The sequence below is a fragment of the Rhizobium binxianense genome (assembly GCF_028994275.1).
Lineage (GTDB): Bacteria > Pseudomonadota > Alphaproteobacteria > Rhizobiales > Rhizobiaceae > Rhizobium > Rhizobium binxianense.
The window spans coordinates 428309-447311 of sequence record NZ_CP118713.1 but is presented as its reverse complement, the minus strand read 5'-3'; the positions used below and the strand labels follow the sequence as shown (position 1 = coordinate 447311).

Here is a 19003-nt window from a genome sequence, read left to right as displayed (position 1 = left end):
AGCACGGGCCTTCCCCCATCAAGGCTCCCGCCTATGAACCGCATCGTCCCGCTGATCCTCGCCGTCGCCCTCTTCATGGAACAGATGGATTCGACCGTCATTGCAACGGCGCTGCCGGCGATCGCCAGAGATCTCAATGTCGGGCCGATCACGCTGAAGCTGGCGCTGACCTCCTACATGGTGGCGCTGGCGGTGTTCATTCCGGTCAGCGGCTGGATGGCCGACAGGTTCGGCGCCAAGAAGATCTTCCGGCTTGCCATCTCGGTCTTCGTGATCGGCTCTATCTTCTGCGCCGCCTCGTCCAATCTCGTCGAATTCGTGTTTGCCCGCTTCCTGCAGGGCATGGGCGGCGCGATGATGACGCCGGTCGGCCGCCTGGTGCTGGTGCGCACAACGAAGCGCAGCGATCTGGTTTCGGCCATGGCGCTGCTCACCATTCCCGCCCTTGTCGGTCCGCTCACCGGTCCGCCGCTCGGCGGCTTCATCACCACCTATTTCAGCTGGCACTGGATCTTCCTGATCAACGTGCCGGTCGGCATTATCGGTATCTGGCTGGCGACGATCTTCCTGCCGGAGGTCGAGGCGACGGCGCCGCCGAAGCTCGATTTCACCGGTTTCGTGCTGACCTCGCTTTCAGCCGCCGGCGTCGTCTTCGGCCTGTCGGTGGTCAGCCTGCCGGCCCTGCCGCCTGCCATCGGCGTCACCGCCACCGTGATCGGCCTGGCCTGCGGCTTCCTTTACGTGCGGCATGCGAAGCGCCACCCGGCGCCGATCCTCAACCTCAACCTGTTCAAGAACCCGACCTTCCGGGCCTCCACCTTCGGCGGCACGCTGTTCCGTATCTGCATCGGCGCCATGCCGTTCCTGACGCCGCTGATGCTGCAGCTCGGCTTCGGGCTGACGCCGTTCCAATCCGGCCTCATCACCTTTGCCGGGGCGATCGGGGCGATCACCACCAAGTTCATGGCAAAGCGCGTCTTCGCCGCCGCCGGCTTCCGCACGACGCTGCTCGGCGCCGCCATGATGACGACGCTGGTGACCGTTATCACCGGCCTGTTCACGCCGGCGACGCCGCATCTCGTCATCATCGGCGTGCTGCTGCTCGGCGGCTTCTCCCGCTCCTTCATGTTCACCGGCGTCAATGCGCTTGCCTTTGCCGATATCGATGATGCGGAAGCCAGCCAGGCGACATCGATGAGCTCGGTGATGCAGCAGATCAGCCTGGCGCTCGGCGTTGCGGTCGCCGCCGCGATCCTGGAAAGCTCGATCTATATCAGGGGCGAAGCGCTTGATGTCGTCGACTTCCACCTTGCCTTCTACATCATCGCCGGACTGACCGTCATTGCGACCATTCCCTTCATCAGGATGGACCGCAATGCCGGTGCGCTCGTTTCCGGCCACCGGCCGAGACGCGTGACGACCTCGACTGTTGAAGCAGAGCAGCCGGTGGTGAAATAGGCCGCTGCACAATGGCAGCTTAGTGCTGCAGCGGCCTTTGCGCGTCAGAGAGACCTGTCATCTATTCAGGGTTTTCACAGACGGCGCAGAGCTTGTTGCCGTCGAGATCGCGCACATAGGCGGCATAGAAATGAGCATGGTATGGGCGCAGGCCCGGTCCGCCTTCATCCACGCCGCCTGCCGCCATTGCCGCCGCATGGAAGGCATCGACATCCGCCCGGCTTGCAGCCGCAAAGGCGACCATGGCGCCATTGCCCGATGTCGCCCTGCGGCGATTGAAGGGGGTCACCACCCAGAAGCGGCAGCGCACATCGCCCTCGGCGGAATAGCCGATTTCCTCCTCCGAATAGTGCTGGCGGCGATAACCGAGCACCGGCAGAACGGCATCGTAAAAATGCCCCGCGTGATAAAGATCGTTGGTTCCGAGCGTGACGTAGAGAAGCATGGGATCAACTCTGATCAGCATCGCCGCGTGTCTCTCCAGACGCGCTAAGGACGCTGTGGCGTTTTCATTTGCTCGACAACCTTATCCTTAAATCGATCCCGATTTAAGGCGGTCATGCAAGAGACCGCCATCCCCCGTCGGCACCGGCCGGAAGATCAAGCTTGCTCAGCTTCACCTTCGGCCTTGCGGCCCTTGAAACCCTTGGCGAGCAGGAACATCTCGACCGATTCGGCGCGTGACGAATTCGGCTTGACATGAACAACCTGACGGAAATTCTGCTTCAGCATGGCGAGCAGCTCACGCTCGGTGCCCCCCTGGAAGGTCTTGGTGAGGAAATGTCCGCCCTCGCCCAGCACCTCGACGGCGAAATGCGCCGCGACTTCGCAGAGATGCATGGTGCGCAGATGATCGGTGCGGTGGTGGCCGGTGGTCGGTGCCGCCATGTCCGAGATGACAAGATCGGGCGTGCCGCCGACCGCTTCCAGCAGCTTTTCCGGCGCGCTGGGATCGAGGAAATCGAGTTGCAGAATCTTGACGCCCGGCAGCTGGGTCATTTCGAGGAAATCGATCGCGGCCACGCGGATATCCTCATCCGTCGAGCCGGTGACCTTGGCGGCGATCTGCGACCAGCTGCCGGGTGCCGCACCGAGATCGATGATGCGCCTGGCGCCGCGCAGGATATGGTATTTCTCGTCGATTTCCAGCAGCTTGAAGGCGGCGCGGGCGCGATAACCTTCAAGCTGGGCGCGCTGCACATAGGGATCGTTGATGTGGCGCTGCAGCCATTGGCGCGACGAGGCCTTCATCTTCTTGTTCTTGACGCGCTGGCCGAGCTTGCGGCCGGTGCGGTTTCCCGCGATCGGTGCCTTGGTCATGCCTTCCCCTATCTAGCCCGTTGGCCGCGGCGGTTGCGGTTGCGCCGCCACACGCCGTCATCGGCCATCATGTCTGTGAGCAGGCCTTCCCTCAAGCCGCGATCGGCAACGCGCATCCGCGGGCTCGGCCAGCGGCGGCGGATCGCCTCGAGAATGGCGCAGCCGGCCAGCACCAGATCGGCCCTGTCAGGCCCGATGCAGGGATTGGCCGCGCGGCTTTCGAAATCCCAGGAGAGAAGTTTTGCCTGCATGGCGGAGACCTCGTCGTCGGACAGCCAGATGCCGTCGACCCTGCGCCGGTCATAACGCGGCAGGTCGAGATGCACGCCGGCAAGCGTCGTCACCGTCCCCGACGTCCCGATCAGATGGAAGTCGCCGGTCTGGGCGATCTCGATCTCGGGGCAGTCGAAACTGACGAGCATGCCCTCGACCTCGCGCACCATGCCCTCAAAGACTTCCGGCGTGACGTCACGCCCGCCGTGACGCTCCGACAGCGTCACGACGCCGACCGGCAGCGAGGTCCAGTGGGTGATGTGATTGGCAAGCCGGCTGAAGCGATTGTCGCCAATGCGGATGACGGCAATCTCCGACGAACCGCCGCCGATATCGAAGAGCACGACCGAGCGCGTCTCGCGCCCGACCAGCGAAGAGCAGCCGGAGACGGCAAGCCGCGCCTCGGTCTCGCGATCGATGATCTCCAACTCGAGCCCGGTTTCGGCAACCACCCGGCTGAGGAATTCTTCGCCGTTGACGGCCTGACGGCAGGCTTCGGTGGCGATCAGCCGCATGCGGCGGATCTCACGGTTCCTGAGCTTGGAGGCGCAGATCCGCAGCGCCTCGATCGCCCGCTCCATCGCCTCGTCGGACAGGCGGCCGCTTGCCGCAAGGCCTTCGCCGAGGCGCACGATGCGGGAAAAGGCGTCCACGACGCGGAACTGACCGGGGCGGGTCGGCTGGGCAATGAGCAGGCGGCAATTGTTGGTGCCGAGGTCGAGAGCGGCGTAGAGTTCTTCCGGCCATGTATAGTCACCGGCCTGGCGATCCCCCTGAAAACCGGGATTGCTATGGCTATCCTGGCGGCCCTTGCGGCTGGCGGCTGCGCCGTTTGGCGTTTCGCGCGGAACGGCTGTACGCGCCGTCTCTTCCGCGCGGCTTTCCTGCTGCGGCGGGGAAGGCTTTGCCGCCGTCAGCGGCCGGCCCTGGAGACCGCGCTTGCCACGATTTTTGCGCCGGTTGCGCCGGCTCGGCAGAGGCTCACCTTCAGACCGCGCGGGGTTGCCCGCCGCTTGCGTCTGCTCCATCGCATGGGGATGAGGTGAACCGCCTTGCGCAGCACCATGACCGCCACGACGGCGACGCTTGCGCTTGCGGGCCGGATTGCCGGCTGCATCTTCCATCGGGCGCGCAGGCTGTCCGGCACCGCCGGAGGGCTCATGCGAAGCGGGATGAGCCGCGTTACGGGATTGCCCGCCACGCTTGCCCTTGCGGCGCCTGGACTTCTTGCCGTCCTTGCGCCCTGCCGCCGACGCCCCGTCAAATTGCGGCTTTGCGCCGCCTTCGGGGTCTTCCACGTTGTTTTTCCACCGCGCCGCGCAAGTCCTGAGGTATGCAGCAGGCGCTCATTCGATTTTTGCGTTGCCGCAAGAATATCAGCGCCCGCCGAAATCGCCAAATTCTTTTTTGGACGGGGATTCGGGGATGGTTTTTCGTCTTCCGCCCAGCCCCGAATTTTTTCAAAACGGGTATTTGCAATCCGCCCGCTTTTGGTTATAAGCGCCGCACAGCAGCCAAGCCCTGCTTCGGCGGCAACTGCTGGGGAATAGTTCAATGGTAGAACGACGGACTCTGACTCCGTTAATCTTGGTTCGAGTCCAGGTTCCCCAGCCAATCAATTTCCCCCTCATTAGATCAGGACATTTCGTGTCAGTTGGGAATTTCTGTTCTCGCTTCGAGCTTCCTGATCGCGCTTTCGGCCAGAGCCAAGTCTCGATTCAGGTAGTTTGAGTCCAAGGACCGAGCGGAATTCGCAAATATCGCCATAGGCAATATTGCCATTGCGCCAGAATTCGCCAATAGCTATATTCCCCTTATGAAAAAGATCGCCTACAGCAAGGCTGCCGCGAAGGCACTCCGCAAGATGCAGCCGAAGCGCGCGGCCGCGATCGTCGCCAAGGTCGAAGCCTTCGCCAACAGCGAGCCGGTTGATCTCAAGAAACTGCAAGGCAGCGAATTTTTTCGCATTCGCGTCGGACAGGATCGAGTCATCATCGACGATCAGACCATGCAGGTCCTCGTCATCAAAGCCGGCCCGCGTGGCGACATCTATAACGAATAGGAGACCATCATGGGTGAAATTCAGACACTGACCATCGACGGCAAGGGCTATGTCCTGCTCTCCGAAGAAGACTACCGCGACCTTGTCGACCTCAGCGAGGCGCGCGCCGCGAAGGCGCGCATCGATGCCGGCGAAGAGACCTGGCCGGAAGACGTCGTCAAGGCGCTGATTTCAGGCGAAGATCCTGTCCGCGTGTTCCGCAAGCATCGCGGCATAAGCGTCAAGGAGCTGGCCGAAAAGGCCGGGCTCTCACAGCCCTATCTTTCGGAAATCGAGACCGGAAAGAAGGAAGGCTCCCTGGACGCATTGAAGGCGATCGCTCGGATTCTGGACGTCGACCTCGACGATCTGGTTTGATGCAGGATGCGCATCTGCATCTAGCACCAGAACGGTTCGGAAGAATTTTTTAGGTCGTATCCTGGCGGGTCGCGATACGTCGGTGCTGGCGAGCCTATTCAAGATGCGACGACTATCGACCGGCTATTCAAAGAGAATGAGGCTTGCCGGCGTTGGAGGCATCGGCTTGACCGTGACACCGGCAAGGCCGACCAGTCTCGCCATCTCAGTCAGCTCACTTTGCGTGTAAGCTTGGCCCGCCGGCGTGCTGGCGAGCATCTCCCAGGAGAAGGCCGCGGGAAAAGGCGGCGACACGCCATCATCGTTCGGCACGAAATCGACCGCGACGATCCGACCATCCCCTGCAAGGCTGGCGATGATCCTTCGTAACAGCTCAGCACATGTCGGCACATCGAAGTGGTGCAGAAAATTCGGCAGCAGGACGAGATCGTAACCCGTCCCCCACTCCACATCGAAGGCACTGCCGGCGATCGTCCGGTATCGGTCCGCCACGCCGGCTTTTACCGCATTCTGCCTCGACAGCTCCAACACGGCGGCCCAATCGACGGCGACGATCTCCGCCGATGGAAAGGCCTTGGCGATTTCGATCCCGAAAACACCCGGACCTGCAGCGATGTCCAAGACCTTTTTGGGAGGCCTCGGCCAGCCGGAGATTTCGCCGGCCAGTATCTTGGCGCTGAGCCCGGTAAAGGAGCCCATGCCGCGCGCAAACTTCAACCAGACGGGATTGTCTGGCGACATGTTGGCAAGCCCGGACGAACCGCCGTTTCGCACGATGGCGGCCGGATCGCGCAGAAAATTATCGATTATTTCGGGTGCTGCGACGAACTCGACGGCAGAGCCCATATAGGCCGGCGAATTGCGATCGAGGAACATTCTGGTCGAGGGCGTCATTCGGTACTGTCCGCTCTCCTTTGTCAGGAAACCATGGACCACCAGGTAGTCGCACAGGATGCGCACCCCACGCTCCGAGGCGCTTGTCGCCGACGCCAGCAATGCTGCCGTTTTGCCCTCGCCGATGTGCGTAAAGAGATCAAGCTCGATGGCCGCCCTGATCGCTGCCGTCTTTCGGCATGCAAACAGCGCGTCGACCACGAGTTCGGGCGACACGACGCCGACACCGGCGTCCTCGACGATTGTTTCCATGGGATCCCCCAGAGCCCTCGACCGATCTTGCCTGGCAGCGCCGGCGGCAGAAATTATGCGTATATCCGCATATTCCACAATACTCACCGCACTAAGCCTATCGGGCTGTAAGCATCCGGTGAGTACCGCATCTGGCCCTGATTGTGTGCAGGCTCAGGGGTCTGACTGGAATGCCGCGACAGCTCTTGCAGCCTTGTCGCAACGCTCAGCAAGTCCTGGGTATGAAAGCCCCATATGCTCGGTCGCGATCTTAAAGAGATACTGCGCGATGGCATCAACTGAGGCCGTTTGGTTGACCAGCATGCCACAGACGGTATCGGCATAGGCATCATATTCGTCTTGCGCTTCAGGAATGTCCGACACCCCGATGGGGTCCCACTCGGTGAGCAATATTTTCCGAATGATCGCTCGGTTGGCTTTGCGATCCATCGTTGATCCTAGGCCGCAACGGCTGCTGTTTGCGTCGGTGTCCAGTTCCATGGCAGCAATTTCTCCAGCCTGGTAATCGGCGTGTCAGCGATGCGGGCAAGAACGTCGGCAAGCCACGCCTGCGGATCGATGTCGTTGAGCTTTGCCGTCATGATCAGTGTGGCCATGAAGGCGGCACGATCTGCACCGCGATCCGATCCGGCGAAGAGCCACGACTTCCTGCCGAGCGCGAAGCCTCGCAACGCTCTCTCGGCTGCATTGTTCGTCAGGCAAATCCTGCCGTCCTCCAGGAATGACGTGAAGCCATCCCAGCGCTTGAGCATGTAGTCGATCGCCTCTGCGACCGGAGAAGTGCGCGACAGCTTTGCCCGCTCGGTTTGAAGCCAAGCCTGCAGACCGTCGACGAGCGGCAGGCTATCTTTACGGCGACGCTCCAGGCGTTGATCGGCGGCAAGCCCGTTTATATCCCGCTCGATATCGAACAGCGCGTCGATCAGTTTGATGGCCTCCAGTGCCATGGGCGAGATCGGCGCGGCGTTCTTTACACGTTTGGCATTCGCCGCGATGTCGGCGAGCACGAAGAACTTACGTCTCGAATGTGACCAGCAAAACGCCTGCCTTAGTGGATTTGGATCGCGATCAACCTTGAACAGCGGATTGTAGCCGCCATAGGCATCCGCCTGCAGAATGCCGGTGAAGGTCTTCAGGTGGCGTTCCGGATGTTCCTGCCGTCGATCTCGCGATGCATAGTAAAGGGCGGCCGGCGGTGAGAGCCCTCCGAACGGCCGATCGTCCCGGACGTAAGTCCAGATGCGGCCCGTATCGGTCTTTCCTTTCGCCAGGATCGGCACGGTCGTGTCGTCGCCATGCAGCCGCGCGGCGGCCAGAACATGCGCTTCGATCAGTAAATGTATAGGCTTCAACGCCGCGGCGCATGCTCCGACCTGGTCAGCCAGTGTCGATAAACTAAGGTCGAGGCCCTCGCGGGCATAGCGTTCGCTCTGGCCGTTGAGCGGCTGGTGCTGGGCGAACTTCTCGAACAGGATCATCGCCAGCAGGTTCGGCCCGGCAAAACCGCGGGGCGTCACATGGAAGGGTGCCGGTGGCTGCGTGATCTTATCACACTCGCGGCAGGTAAACTTCTCCCGCACCGTCTGAATGACTTTCCATTGACGTGGGATGACCTCCAGGGTCTCGGTAATGTCCTCGCCGAGCTTCGACAGTTTGGCCGATCCGCAGCAGGCGCAATTCGCGGGAGCGGCGATGACGACGCGCTCGCGCGGCAGGTGTTCGGGAAAGGGCTTGCGTGAAGGACGCTTGCGCTCGAAGGCCCTGACGGTCGAGGCACTGGCTGCGATCTCTGCTGCCCGTTCATCTTCGCCAGCATCAGCCTCCAGCTCCTCGAGCTGCAGTTCCATCTGTTCGAGAAGCCGCGCTTTGCGCTCAGAGCGGCTGCCATAAAGCTCCCGGCGGACCTTCTCGATCCCCAGCTTCAACCGGGCAATCAGCGCCTCGGAATGCGACACGAGTGCCTTTGCGCTGGCGGCTTCCGCCTTGGCGATCATTGCTTCCGCCTCGGCTGTGATGCGCCGGGCACGCTCCTCCGCCAGGGCCGCAAGTGCGCTGGTAAGGTCGTTAGGAAGCTGTTCAGCCGCATCGTTCATGGGCCAATGGAATCATATTCGACCCCGCCATGCCAGTGTTTTTGCTTATCCGGCCGAGGTCGGTCGCCAGGTTTTTTGCGGCATTCGCCAGTCGATCCCTTCTAGCAAATAACCGAGCTGCGCCGGCGTGATCACCACCGAGCCGTCGGCTGCCGACGGCCATATGAAGCGTCCGCGTTCTAGCTTTTTTGTGAACAGGCAGGCTCCCTGGCCGTCATGCCATATAACCTTAATCAGGCCACCGCCACGACCGCGGAAGACGAACAGATGCCCGCACATCGGATCGCGCTTCAGCGTCTCTTGCACCATCAGCGACAGACCCGGAAAGCCCTTGCGCATGTCCGTATGGCCGGTTGCCAACCAGACCTTCACCCCACTCGGAACCGGGATCATCGCCGACCCAGCACACAATCAAGAATGCGGCCAAGTGCCTCCGTGTCGATGTCGCTGTCCACGCGGACACGGCGACCGCGGCCCAGCTCAATCGTCACATCACTACGCTTCCGGCGGGGCTGCGATGGGGCCAGCGCTTCCAAGGCAGCGGGCTGGGCTGCCGGCGCGGCCTCCGAAACAATCACGGGCACCAACGTGCTCGATACCTGCATCGACGGCTCCTCGATCCGGCAGAGTTCCTTGCGCCACCGAAAGAGCTGGCTGACATGGATTCCAGCAGCGCGGGCAACCTCCGAGATAACCGCATCCGGCTCAAAGCAGGCCGCGACAAGCCGTTCCTTATCCTCGCGTGACCAGCGGCGGCGGCGCTCTACGGATGTGATCACCTCAATTGGATGCTTCGTCATATGACTACTCCTAGTGTTACCACTAGGACTGGAGTCAGCAGCCCATCATCGCAAGACGGCCTTCACCGTGAGCTTACATCGGGCTCCCCGTCTCAATGGCCGAGCCGTCCTGCCCCATAGGATCACGAGGCAATCGGGGGCTGGCGACACCCTGTGTCGCGATTGCGGGAAAAGAAAAATGCCGGAGGGTCCGCAGCGACTTGGTATCAGACCGCTGAATCGGATCTGTTTTCGAACTCCAGAAACCAGGCGTAGGTGGCGCGGATGCCATCCTCAAGCGAAATGCGCGGTTTCCAGCCCATATCCTGCAGCTTCTGATTGCTCATCAGCTTGCGCGGCGTGCCATCGGGCTTGGAAAGGTCATGAATGATCTCACCCTCGTAACCGATGACGCGGCACACCAAGCGCGTCAATTCGATAATTTCGAGATCCGTACCCGAGCCGACATTGACGTGCTGCGCGCCCGAATAGGTTTTGAGGAGAAACACCAACGCGTCGGCGCAGTCGTCGACATGAAGAAACTCTCGGCGCGGGGTCCCCGTGCCCCAGACCACCATATGCGGGTCTTTGCGAAGTTTCGCAGCATGCGCCTTGCGGATGAGCGCAGGCAGCACATGGCTGGAATTCAGGTCGAAATTATCGCCCGGGCCATATAAATTGGTCGGCATGGCCGAAATATAATCCCGACCATATTGCTTGCGATAGGCTTCCGCCAGTTTGATACCGGCGATCTTGGCAATCGCATACCATTCGTTGGTCGGCTCAAGCGCACCGGTCAGCAGAGACTCTTCGGGAATCGGCTGTGGAGCGAGCTTGGGATAAATGCAGCTTGACCCCAGGAACAGCAGCCGGTCCACTCCCGCCCGGTGGGCGGCTTCGAAGAGGTTCGCTTCGATAATCAGATTGTCATAGATAAACTCTGCCGGATAACTGTCATTCGCGAGGATGCCGCCAACCTTGGCAGCAGCGAGAATGATAACATCAGGCCGGGTTGCTTCGACAAATTTCTCAACCTCCTCCTGCCGCTTCAAATCGACCTCACGGCGCGTGGCCGTGATAACGTTGCAATCTTCCGATTGAAGCCGGCGCACAAGAGCACTGCCGACCATCCCGCGATGACCGGCAACCCAGATCTTCTTGTTGGATAAGTCGTACACTCAGATCTCTTTCCGGCTGTTTAGAGCCTTCCAGTGCTTGACATCCTCGCGCACCATTTCAGCGGCGAGTTCGCGAACCGGCGTCTTGTGATGCCAGCCGAGTTTCTGACGTGCCTTGGTTGGATCGCCAAGCAGAAGGTCGACTTCCGTCGGGCGGAAATAGCGAGGATCGATTTCCACAAGGCACGCACCTGAGGCGACGTCATAGCCTTTTTCGGCAACGCCGGATCCCTTCCATTCCAAAGTGATGCCGACGTCGGCAAAGGCCCACTCGACAAACTGGCGGACACTGGTCGTCTCACCCGTCGCCAGTACGTAGTCATCCGGCTTGTCCTGTTGCAGCATGCGCCACATGCCCTCGACATATTCACGCGCGTGGCCCCAGTCACGCTTGGCGTCAAGGTTGCCGAGGAAGAGCTTGTCCTGAAGGCCGAGGCTGATGGCAGCCACCGCCATCGTGATCTTGCGCGTGACGAAGGTCTCGCCACGAAGCGGGCTTTCATGGTTGAACAGAATGCCGTTTGACGCATGCATACCGTAAGCCTCGCGATAATTCACGACGATCCAGTAGGCATAGAGCTTGGCTGCGGCATAGGGAGAACGCGGGTAAAAGGGCGTCTTCTCGTTCTGCGGCATTTCCTGCACAAGACCGTAGAGTTCCGAGGTCGATGCCTGGTAGAACCGGGTCTTTCCCTCGAGCCCCAGGATACGAATGGCTTCGAGCAGCCTCAACGTGCCGACACCATCGGCATCCGCCGTATATTCAGGCGTTTCGAAGCTGACACCGACATGGCTTTGGGCGGCGAGATTGTAGATTTCATCGGGCTGCGTCTGCTGGACGATGCGCAGCAGGTTGGTCGAGTCAATCATATCGCCATAGTGGAGAATGAAGCGAGGATGTGCCTCATGCGGATCCTGATAGATATGTTCGATGCGGCCGGTATTAAAAGACGAGGACCGCCGCTTGATACCGTGCACCGTATAGCCCTTGCTCAGAAGCAATTCGGCCAAATAGGCACCATCCTGACCAGTCACCCCAGTGATAAGCGCGGTTTTTGTCATTTTCTACGTGGTCTTTCGATGCAATCTTCGGGACGTGTTTGGATACTACCGCGCTAGTGCATCCTCACGTTGCGCGACACGGGACAGCGAAATGAGGATCGTGGATCTCTTCTGTTGACCTAGGACTGGCGCATAAGATTAGAGCTTTCCAATTACCATGTCCAAGGGGAAAACATGATTTTGGTGACAGGAGGCGCCGGCTTTATCGGTGCGAATTTCGTGCTCGACTGGCTTCATGATGAGCCCGTTGTCAACCTCGACGCCTTAACCTATGCCGGCACCCTGTAGAACCTAATAGTACCGGGAACGCAAAACCAGTCTCTCCGCGCTAACGATAGCTCAATGCCGATTCGAACGGTGCCAGAACTGGCAGTGGTAGATACCGCTAATCGTATCCGAAGTGCCGTCATCATCGCGGCTCGAATAGTTGCATTGGCACCGTCGGCAAACGGCTTGTCTTGGGTGCGTGTATCTCCGGCCAAACTGGCGGCCGATAACCCTCCTCGGCGGTGACGATTAAAATCGCCACGACACAGGCAACAAAAATGAAGGCGGCAGAGATCTTGCAGGCCATCCTGATGTCTCGCTGAAGCAGCGGTTCCCAAAGATAGAATTTCTATTACGGGTTGCCAACATCGCTCGCGCCTTTCGAAACGCCGTTCGATAGGAACCGGTGAATTCGGTGAAAGCTAGGCAGATGCGTTCGAGCTAAGTCCGATGCTCGACTTCTCCAGACCCACGCTAGAACAAGCGTTTTAGGACGACTTCGACTATCTGTTTAGTAAGAAGACGGGATCATGAACAGCCGCGTCAAGCGCTTGCCTCGCTTCTAGATACCAATCAACGAAGGCCTTGACGCCGACATCCAAGGTCGTATCCGGCTTGTATCCCGTCAGTGCCACGAGCAGGTCGGGGGCTGCGAAGGTGCGCGGCACATCCCCCTTCTGCATCGCCAGCATCTTGCGGATGGCAGGACGGCCGAGCGCCTTCTCCACCGTTTCAACGAAATCCATCAGGCTGACCGGCTGGCCTCCGCCAATATTGACGACGCGAAAGGGCGCCTGGCGCGAAAGCGTTTCAACAGCCGCGTTGTCGAGACGGTTATCCTCGGCCGGGGCGATTGCCGACAGCCTGACGATCGCTTCGATCAGATCGTCAATATAGGTGAAATCACGGCTCATATTGCCTTCGCCGTAGATCTCGATCGGCTGGTCTTCGAGCATGTTCTTGGTGAATTTGAACAGTGCCATGTCGGGCCGGCCCCACGGACCATACACCGTGAAGAAACGAAAGGCCGTGGTCGGAATCTTGTGAAGATGGGCGTAGCTATGCGCCATCAGTTCCATCGATTTCTTCGTCGCGGCATAGATGGTCAGCGGTTCGTCGGCGCGATCGGTCTCATGAAAGGGGACGGTCGCATTGGCGCCGTAGATCGACGATGTCGAGGCCAGCATCAGGTGGCGGATTTCGACGCGCCGGGCGATTTCCATGATGTTCCACGAGCCTTCGACGTTCGAACGAAGATAGGCCTCGGGATCTTCCAGGCTATAGCGCACACCGGCCTGTGCGGCGAGGTGGATCAGGATATCGGGCTTGGCCGCCAGAACAGCCGCTTCCAGCGCTGGCCGGTCCTCGAGCATTGATATGACGGGTTTGAAGGCCCGAAACTGGGAGAGTGCCGCATGGCGCATCTCCTTGAGCTTGACGTTGTAATAGGGAGTGAGGCCGTCGAAACCTGTGACGTCATGCCCCTCTTGCAGCAGGCGCCTGGCCAGATGAAAACCGATAAAGCCGGCAGTCCCTGTAATGAAGTAGCGCATTCCCACCTTTTCTCGACTTCCTGCCGACGGCAAAGAGCCGATCCCGTATTAAGTGACCCCACTTATAAGATAAAAGTTAGAATATCGAACAGAGGTGACTGGTCCTATTCGATCGCCTGCCCGCCTTTGCCCTCCGCCAGACGTCTGTCAAGATCCCAATCCGTAAAGATCCAGCACACCCTCGACGACCATCGGCAGTGAATACTTTGCCGATGCAAGCTTACGTCCTTCTTCTCCGAGCGCCTTGCATTTTGCGTGATCGAGCAAGAGCGTTCGAAGCGCGGCCGTCAGGCTTTCAATATCGCGAGGTTTAACCAGCAGTCCCGCTCTGCCATCTTCGACCAGTTCACGACATCCCGCCATGTCAGTGGTGACAATCGGACGGCCGCACGCCATGGCCTCGATGAGAACCTTCGGCACGCCCTCGCCATAATAGGTCGGCAAACAGACAATCGAAGCCTCCGCGAGCGTCTGAGGCATATCCTGACGGTGGCCCCACAATTCGACAGCACCCTCTAAACCCCACCGTTGCAAATCGCTTTTCGGAACCGACGCGGGATTCTCGCCATCCGGTTTTCCCACCAACACAAAACGGGCATTCACGCCCTCTGCCCGAAGCAACTTCGCCGCCTCAACGAACTCGTTTATCCCCTTGTCCCAAATCATCCGGGACGCAAGCATCACGACAGGCTCGGTCATCGCTAGTGGCATGGGGACATAAATGTTCAAGTCGACGCCCGCGCCGGGGATGAGATGGACCCGAGCCTTATCGACGGCACATGCGCGGGTCACCACGTCGTAGTCCTCTTTGTTCTGGACGATGACAGCCGTGCCCCTCCTGTTGAGCAGATAATGGAACAGTGAAACTATAAATCTCCTCAAAACTCTCGCCTGAAGATTTTGAGAGGAGAACACAAAACCCAAGCCCCCCAATGCATTTATTCGTCTGGACACGCCTGTCACCATGGCGACGACGCTTCCGTACAGTACCGGCTTCATCGCAACATTGTGAATCACATCGGGTTTTTCGCGCACCACAACTGAATATAGTTCCGCGATGGCGCAAAGTTCCTGAAACGGATTGAGGCTTGATCGGACAAGCCTACGAAGAGGAACAACTCGTATGCCCTCTTTTTCAATCTTTTCCTGATGATTTGTCACTCTTGTGGCAACAACCACCTCACAACCTTTTTCTATTGCAGCCACGGCCAATGGCAGGCGATGGGAATGAAAGTACCAATCCTCGGTGACAAAAAAGAGCACCTTCAAAGGCCAATTCTCCAATGGATTGAAATAATTAAGAATTCACGCATCATTGCCAACTGCCGCTCGTGGCAATTTAGCAGATGAGAACGATCCAAGACTGATGGTCTCCCATTTGTCGAGCACATCCTCAAGCGTCGCGCCGGCACGAGAGGCGTTGGCAGACGCCGACAGGCGAAGGCGGAGCTGATCGTCTTGCATAAGCTGTCTCAGACCAGCAGCCAGCGCGATCACTTTCGTGGGCTGCGAGTCCACAAGGAGACCGTTTTCTCCGCTTCTGATCAACTCGTTGGTACCTGCGCACTCCCTGAACCCGATCGCTGGCAATCCGTGCGCTAGCGCTTCCACAGTCGCCAAGCCATAGCTTTCGTAGGCCGATGAGATTACATAGAGTTGTGCAGCACTATATTCGGAAGAGATATCTGGCGTAGTGCCGGGCATGCGCACACGATCCGACAAGTTCAATCGTCTTACCTCTGCTTCTATGGCCGCCCGCTCGCCTCCATCTCCAAAGATTTTCAGCGTCCACTCTGGAAAATCGGTGGCGATCGCGGCGAAGGCTTGCACTAGCGTGATATGATCCTTCTGCGGATGAAGTCGCCCAACTGCGAGGAGCGTCCGACCTGACTCCGCACCCAGGACGTCGGCCCGCCGAACAGCAGAATACTCGGCCGGATTGGGCAGGATGTCCATCTTGGCGCGGATTGCCGGCGGATACAGCTGTCTCATCTGGCTTGAAACAGCCGTGAACCGCTTGACAAACGGAGCGGATGATTTCAGCAGCGTCCACTTTAGGGGTGTGCCGCTGTAGCGAGCAGGCACATTATGCTCACTTGCAAAAACAGGTATGCCCGATCCCATCAATGCGAAAGCGACTGGTGTGTAACTCGATGGCATGAAGGCCACAACAACATCGGGTGCCAATTGGCGAATACGTCGCCGCAGCATAAAAAGCGGGACCGGCATCAATCCACGAATCTTTAATGCGTGGCGTTTGATCGCGAAGCTTAAGGGATAAAAGGAAGATGCCGTTGAACCATCCAGAGTAAGAATCGAGACGCTGTGGCCGCGGTCGTGAAGACCGTTCGCCACTTCTGCGAAAACACGCTCAGCGCCGCCACCAAGTGTCGTCACCGATTTGATGCAAAATAAGAATTTCATCAATTGGCCGCGTGCTTCAGGACATTCTCCCAGCGATCAAGGCAGGCTGACGGCAGATACCGGCGCATTGAGAGGCGCGCACGGCTACCCATTTCGGTCCGGCGGTCATGGTCAATCATCAACTCGCCTAATGCCTTGGAAAGACTGTCAGGCGACCCGTTCCCATCAGCCAGCAAACCTGTATCGCCGTGCTCTATCAAATCGTAGACTCCAGCGCAATCGGCATAGCCAACGGAAGGTAGACCGTGCGCAAGAGCCTCGGCAAGTGCATTCGGGAAACCTTCCCACCGGGACGGCAGGCAGAACAGATTAGATGAGACGTAGGCGGACCCCACGTCTGAGGTAGTGCCCGTCAGAAATACGCGCCCCCGTAGGTTGGGGCTCGCGTTGATTAACTCTTGTAGGGAAGCCCGGTCCTCCCCTTCACCGACGATCTTTAGATCCCAGTCGAGAAACCGATCCGCCAGGAGCGAAAACGCCCGTATCAGAGCTTGGTAATTCTTCTGAAAGCTTAGCCGGCCGACGGACAGCAGCGTGAAACGGCCCTGCTGGTTCGCGGCACCGGTAACGGAAAACTTGTAGGCCTCGGAGACAGGATTAGGTGTTTCGACGATAAGTTTCTGAAGAGCCTTCGGGTAGTAATCGCGATAGCGGTCGAACTGCACGGTAATCTGCTTTGCGAAGCGAAAACTGAAATGCTCTTTTCGTTTGCTCCATGCGTTGTTGGCATGTTCGTAAAGTGTCGGCGCTGTACGCTCAGCCGCAATCAGCGGGATCCCCATACCGGCTGTATACGACAGCATGGCCCGAAACGGGCCGCCTTGAAAACAAATGATAACGTTCGGAGAGAAGTGGGATACGGACCTGCGGATTTTTGGCACGCGTTGCAATCGCGTCAGCACATTCGCCTTGCGCGAGGCATCGCCGGTGTGCAGCTTATACCAGTGTATTTCCGAGGTGATTGGATAAAAGGCTTCAGCATCTTCCCGGTCCCAGCTCAGGAGGGCAACTTCGTGTCCGCGACGGACCATCTCGTTCATGATGGTCACGATCATCCTCTCGAGGCCGCCAGCCATCCCATTCATGGCACGGGCGACAAATAACAGCCTCATTGCATATTCCTTTTGTTCATGCGCCTCTCGTGGCGAAGGCGTTTTGGCCCGGATGCCAACAGGTGCGAGGTGGCAAGAATAGGGTTTCTGACGGCGATAAGGAAGAACTGAGCAATGAACCGAAAGTACTGCCGTTTAAAATGGTAATATCGCAGATTCGGCCAGTGGCTGGCATAATGATATCGGCCTACAGACCGCAAATATCCCTCATGCTTTTTTGCCACGGCGATCTCGGCAGACCGATTTGCGTCGGGCGACTTGTCGGAGCCTTGGGTTGAATGCTGCAAAAACAGGTTTTCTGCGGTACCGATAAAACACCCACCCGCAAGTGCCAGCCGAATAGCAAAATCGACGTCTTCAACGCGCTTTAACGTTGCGTCAAATCCGCCGAGCTCCCGGAATACTTCTCGCCTCGCCATAAGTGCGCATGTGGGTGTGCCCGCACCGTAAAAATAATCCGGTCTCCGTCGATAAAATAGGAGATAATCCGCGACATCCGTGCCGCATGGCGTCGTTCCCGCAGACCCAATGGCGGGAAGGGGCTTAAGATGACCGTTGGGATAAATCCGCGCTCCCGCCGCATAACAGGCGACTGTGCGATACCCATTCGACGCCTCGAAATCCTTTATCGCGGCGACCTGCAACGTTACCCGGCTGACGGCACTTTCGTCATCATCGTCGAAGAAAACAATAAAGCCTCCCGTCGCTGCTTCTATGATGGTGTTTCTTGCTCTAGCGGCGCCGCCATTTTCGCTATGGCATATGAGGCGAACCCGAGAATCTCCAGAAATCAACGATGCGACATACTCGGACGATCCGTCTGTTGACGCATCGTCCACAATGAGGATCTCGATATCGGGCCAATCCTGCGTCTGAGCGCTCCTAATAGCATTGCCGATAGTGTCGCGAGCATTGAAACAAGTTATGCCGACTGTGACGCGCTCGTTTTGGTGCATGGAAGTTACTTGCGATGGAATAGGGAAAAACTGTGGTTGCTGTCGAACTGCGGCAATGCATACCACAGGCGCGACCACGTCAACAATGGATGGGTTATGGCGCTCATAGCCAGATTGCGGATAAACGAAGTCCGATCGCCTTGTAACCACAGGTATTTTGTCTTTACCCATTCCCTAGAAAACCGATAATGCTCCTTGGTTTTGAATGCACTGTGGTGCTTATCGATGACCTGCAGCTTGTAGTGGAGCTCCTTATCGAGCGACTTGTCGGAGCTGTATGTGAGCGTCTGGGTCACGAGCGGTGCTGCAATGCCAATGAAGTGACCGCCAGCCCTTGCCACGCGCACACAGAATTCCATGTCTTCGGACCGACGGAAGGCGGGATCAAATCCGCCAAGCGTCCTGTAAGTCGATGTCCTTGCCATCTGAGAGCAGGTAGCGACCGCGCCATAGCCATCCTCTACCGGCTCTCCCCATAACAGCCGTCCGGCGACGGCCAGACCGTTGGGCGCCTCTTTTTTCCGCGAGCATCCCATCGTTCGTTCTATGCGTTCGCTGCCATGCAAGGTTATCTGCAGCCTGGCTGTGTGACAGATCACCGGCGCCAATTCAGGAAGCTGGCCTTCGTACTCGATAATTCGCTGGTATTGCGTGGCAATCCGGTCGGGATCGCTCACATCATCATCATCGAAGAACGCTAGAAAATCGCCCTTGGCTTCTTCTATTATCCGGTTACGAGCTGCCGCTACTCCTAAGTTTTCGGACTGACGGAACAACCGAACCTGCGCATGATTCTTGACGATCTGCTCTACCAACTCGAAGGTCTGATCGCTCGATCTATCATCAACGACAACGATCTCCAGTGGCTCCCAGCTCTGAGCGATGGCCGAAGATATGGCATTGGCGATATGTCTCTCGGCATTGAAGCACGTGATACCAATTGTGACCAGCGAAGCCATTTGG

19 protein-coding genes, 1 tRNA gene and 1 pseudogene are annotated in these 19003 nt (G+C 58.6%); 5 read left to right on the top strand and 16 right to left on the bottom strand.

The window, feature by feature from the left end; all coding sequences use genetic code 11:
- Positions 1–33 precede the first annotated feature (33 nt).
- Complete coding sequence (locus PO860_RS02170) at positions 34–1458, top strand: DHA2 family efflux MFS transporter permease subunit (protein ID WP_183605789.1); 1425 nt, start codon at positions 34–36, stop codon at positions 1456–1458.
- A 61-nt stretch (positions 1459–1519) separates the two neighbouring features.
- Here the strand turns inward: PO860_RS02170 and PO860_RS02165 are convergent, their stop codons facing one another.
- From PO860_RS02165 to PO860_RS02155, 3 genes are all read right to left on the bottom strand, one after another.
- Complete coding sequence (locus tag PO860_RS02165; protein WP_183606638.1) at positions 1520–1903, bottom strand: VOC family protein; 384 nt, start codon at positions 1901–1903, stop codon at positions 1520–1522.
- Between the two features lie 155 nt (positions 1904–2058).
- A complete protein-coding gene (locus PO860_RS02160; protein WP_272782982.1) occupies positions 2059–2778 on the bottom strand; it encodes an RlmE family RNA methyltransferase in 720 nt (239 codons plus the stop codon).
- Positions 2779–2786: 8 nt separating this feature from the next.
- A complete protein-coding gene (locus PO860_RS02155; protein WP_183605787.1) occupies positions 2787–4349 on the bottom strand; it encodes a Ppx/GppA phosphatase family protein in 1563 nt (520 codons plus the stop codon).
- Between the two features lie 242 nt (positions 4350–4591).
- Here PO860_RS02155 and PO860_RS02150 point away from each other — a divergent pair.
- From PO860_RS02150 to PO860_RS02140, 3 genes are all read left to right on the top strand, one after another.
- A tRNA-Gln gene (locus tag PO860_RS02150) sits at positions 4592–4665 on the top strand.
- Positions 4666–4867: 202 nt separating this feature from the next.
- A complete protein-coding gene (locus PO860_RS02145) occupies positions 4868–5113 on the top strand; it encodes a type II toxin-antitoxin system RelE family toxin (protein ID WP_273880146.1) in 246 nt (81 codons plus the stop codon).
- 9 nt (positions 5114–5122) lie between these two features.
- Positions 5123–5470, top strand: a complete 348-nt coding sequence (locus tag PO860_RS02140; protein ID WP_183605786.1) for a helix-turn-helix domain-containing protein — start codon at positions 5123–5125, stop codon at positions 5468–5470.
- A 123-nt stretch (positions 5471–5593) separates the two neighbouring features.
- Here PO860_RS02140 and PO860_RS02135 read toward each other — a convergent pair whose 3' ends face one another.
- The 7 genes from PO860_RS02135 to gmd all read right to left on the bottom strand — a co-directional run bounded on the left by PO860_RS02135 (position 5594) and on the right by gmd (position 11728).
- Positions 5594–6616, bottom strand: a complete 1023-nt coding sequence (locus PO860_RS02135; protein WP_275038064.1) for an SAM-dependent methyltransferase — start codon at positions 6614–6616, stop codon at positions 5594–5596.
- 153 nt (positions 6617–6769) lie between these two features.
- Positions 6770–7045: a hypothetical protein gene (locus PO860_RS02130; RefSeq protein WP_183610375.1), complete on the bottom strand. Its 276-nt coding sequence runs from the start codon at positions 7043–7045 to the stop codon at positions 6770–6772.
- Between the two features lie 8 nt (positions 7046–7053).
- Positions 7054–8709: an IS66 family transposase gene (tnpC, locus tag PO860_RS02125; RefSeq protein WP_275038063.1), complete on the bottom strand. Its 1656-nt coding sequence runs from the start codon at positions 8707–8709 to the stop codon at positions 7054–7056.
- A gap of 45 nt (positions 8710–8754) precedes the next feature.
- Positions 8755–9069: an IS66 family insertion sequence element accessory protein TnpB gene (tnpB, locus tag PO860_RS02120; RefSeq protein WP_430523289.1), complete on the bottom strand. Its 315-nt coding sequence runs from the start codon at positions 9067–9069 to the stop codon at positions 8755–8757.
- A 29-nt stretch (positions 9070–9098) separates the two neighbouring features.
- Complete coding sequence (gene tnpA, locus PO860_RS02115; protein ID WP_275038062.1) at positions 9099–9509, bottom strand: IS66-like element accessory protein TnpA; 411 nt, start codon at positions 9507–9509, stop codon at positions 9099–9101.
- A 206-nt stretch (positions 9510–9715) separates the two neighbouring features.
- Entirely contained in the window at positions 9716–10666 is a 951-nt protein-coding gene (gene fcl, locus PO860_RS02110; protein ID WP_273880137.1) for a GDP-L-fucose synthase, read from the bottom strand.
- Entirely contained in the window at positions 10667–11728 is a 1062-nt protein-coding gene (gmd, locus tag PO860_RS02105) for a GDP-mannose 4,6-dehydratase (RefSeq protein WP_275038061.1), read from the bottom strand.
- Between the two features lie 174 nt (positions 11729–11902).
- Here gmd and PO860_RS02100 point away from each other — a divergent pair.
- Positions 11903–12013 (top strand): annotated as a pseudogene (locus PO860_RS02100) (dTDP-glucose 4,6-dehydratase); the annotation flags it as partial.
- Between the two features lie 485 nt (positions 12014–12498).
- Here the strand turns inward: PO860_RS02100 and PO860_RS02095 are convergent.
- The 6 genes from PO860_RS02095 to PO860_RS02070 form a co-directional block, all read right to left on the bottom strand.
- Entirely contained in the window at positions 12499–13548 is a 1050-nt protein-coding gene (locus PO860_RS02095) for an NAD-dependent epimerase/dehydratase family protein (RefSeq protein WP_275038060.1), read from the bottom strand.
- A gap of 147 nt (positions 13549–13695) precedes the next feature.
- Positions 13696–14811: a glycosyltransferase family 4 protein gene (locus tag PO860_RS02090; protein WP_275038347.1), complete on the bottom strand. Its 1116-nt coding sequence runs from the start codon at positions 14809–14811 to the stop codon at positions 13696–13698.
- A 42-nt stretch (positions 14812–14853) separates the two neighbouring features.
- Positions 14854–15972: a glycosyltransferase family 4 protein gene (locus tag PO860_RS02085; protein WP_275038059.1), complete on the bottom strand. Its 1119-nt coding sequence runs from the start codon at positions 15970–15972 to the stop codon at positions 14854–14856.
- A complete protein-coding gene (locus PO860_RS02080) occupies positions 15972–17084 on the bottom strand; it encodes a glycosyltransferase (protein WP_275038058.1) in 1113 nt (370 codons plus the stop codon). The genes PO860_RS02085 and PO860_RS02080 overlap by 1 nt, the downstream gene beginning before the upstream one ends.
- Positions 17081–18040, bottom strand: coding sequence for a glycosyltransferase family 2 protein (locus PO860_RS02075; RefSeq protein WP_275038057.1), 960 nt, complete (start codon positions 18038–18040; stop codon positions 17081–17083). The genes PO860_RS02080 and PO860_RS02075 overlap by 4 nt, the downstream gene beginning before the upstream one ends.
- A 5-nt stretch (positions 18041–18045) precedes the next feature.
- Complete coding sequence (locus PO860_RS02070; protein ID WP_275038056.1) at positions 18046–18999, bottom strand: glycosyltransferase family 2 protein; 954 nt, start codon at positions 18997–18999, stop codon at positions 18046–18048.
- Between the last annotated feature and the right edge of the window lie 4 nt (positions 19000–19003).

What these genes read in the sequence shown, in the direction of transcription:
- PO860_RS02170 (WP_183605789.1), top strand. Translation starts at nt 34, where the DNA reads ATGAACCGCATCGTCCCGCTGATCCTCGCCGTCGCCCTCTTCATGGAA.
- PO860_RS02160 (WP_272782982.1), bottom strand. Translation starts at nt 2,778, where the DNA reads ATGACCAAGGCACCGATCGCGGGAAACCGCACCGGCCGCAAGCTCGGC.
- gmd (WP_275038061.1), bottom strand. Translation starts at nt 11,728, where the DNA reads ATGACAAAAACCGCGCTTATCACTGGGGTGACTGGTCAGGATGGTGCC.
- PO860_RS02140 (WP_183605786.1), top strand. Translation starts at nt 5,123, where the DNA reads ATGGGTGAAATTCAGACACTGACCATCGACGGCAAGGGCTATGTCCTG.
- PO860_RS02080 (WP_275038058.1), bottom strand. Translation starts at nt 17,084, where the DNA reads ATGAGGCTGTTATTTGTCGCCCGTGCCATGAATGGGATGGCTGGCGGC.
- PO860_RS02070 (WP_275038056.1), bottom strand. Translation starts at nt 18,999, where the DNA reads ATGGCTTCGCTGGTCACAATTGGTATCACGTGCTTCAATGCCGAGAGA.
- PO860_RS02085 (WP_275038059.1), bottom strand. Translation starts at nt 15,972, where the DNA reads ATGAAATTCTTATTTTGCATCAAATCGGTGACGACACTTGGTGGCGGC.
- PO860_RS02095 (WP_275038060.1), bottom strand. Translation starts at nt 13,548, where the DNA reads ATGCGCTACTTCATTACAGGGACTGCCGGCTTTATCGGTTTTCATCTG.
- PO860_RS02135 (WP_275038064.1), bottom strand. Translation starts at nt 6,616, where the DNA reads ATGGAAACAATCGTCGAGGACGCCGGTGTCGGCGTCGTGTCGCCCGAA.
- tnpC (WP_275038063.1), bottom strand. Translation starts at nt 8,709, where the DNA reads ATGAACGATGCGGCTGAACAGCTTCCTAACGACCTTACCAGCGCACTT.
- PO860_RS02145 (WP_273880146.1), top strand. Translation starts at nt 4,868, where the DNA reads ATGAAAAAGATCGCCTACAGCAAGGCTGCCGCGAAGGCACTCCGCAAG.
- tnpA (WP_275038062.1), bottom strand. Translation starts at nt 9,509, where the DNA reads ATGACGAAGCATCCAATTGAGGTGATCACATCCGTAGAGCGCCGCCGC.
- PO860_RS02165 (WP_183606638.1), bottom strand. Translation starts at nt 1,903, where the DNA reads ATGCTTCTCTACGTCACGCTCGGAACCAACGATCTTTATCACGCGGGG.
- PO860_RS02130 (WP_183610375.1), bottom strand. Translation starts at nt 7,045, where the DNA reads ATGGATCGCAAAGCCAACCGAGCGATCATTCGGAAAATATTGCTCACC.
- PO860_RS02075 (WP_275038057.1), bottom strand. Translation starts at nt 18,040, where the DNA reads ATGCACCAAAACGAGCGCGTCACAGTCGGCATAACTTGTTTCAATGCT.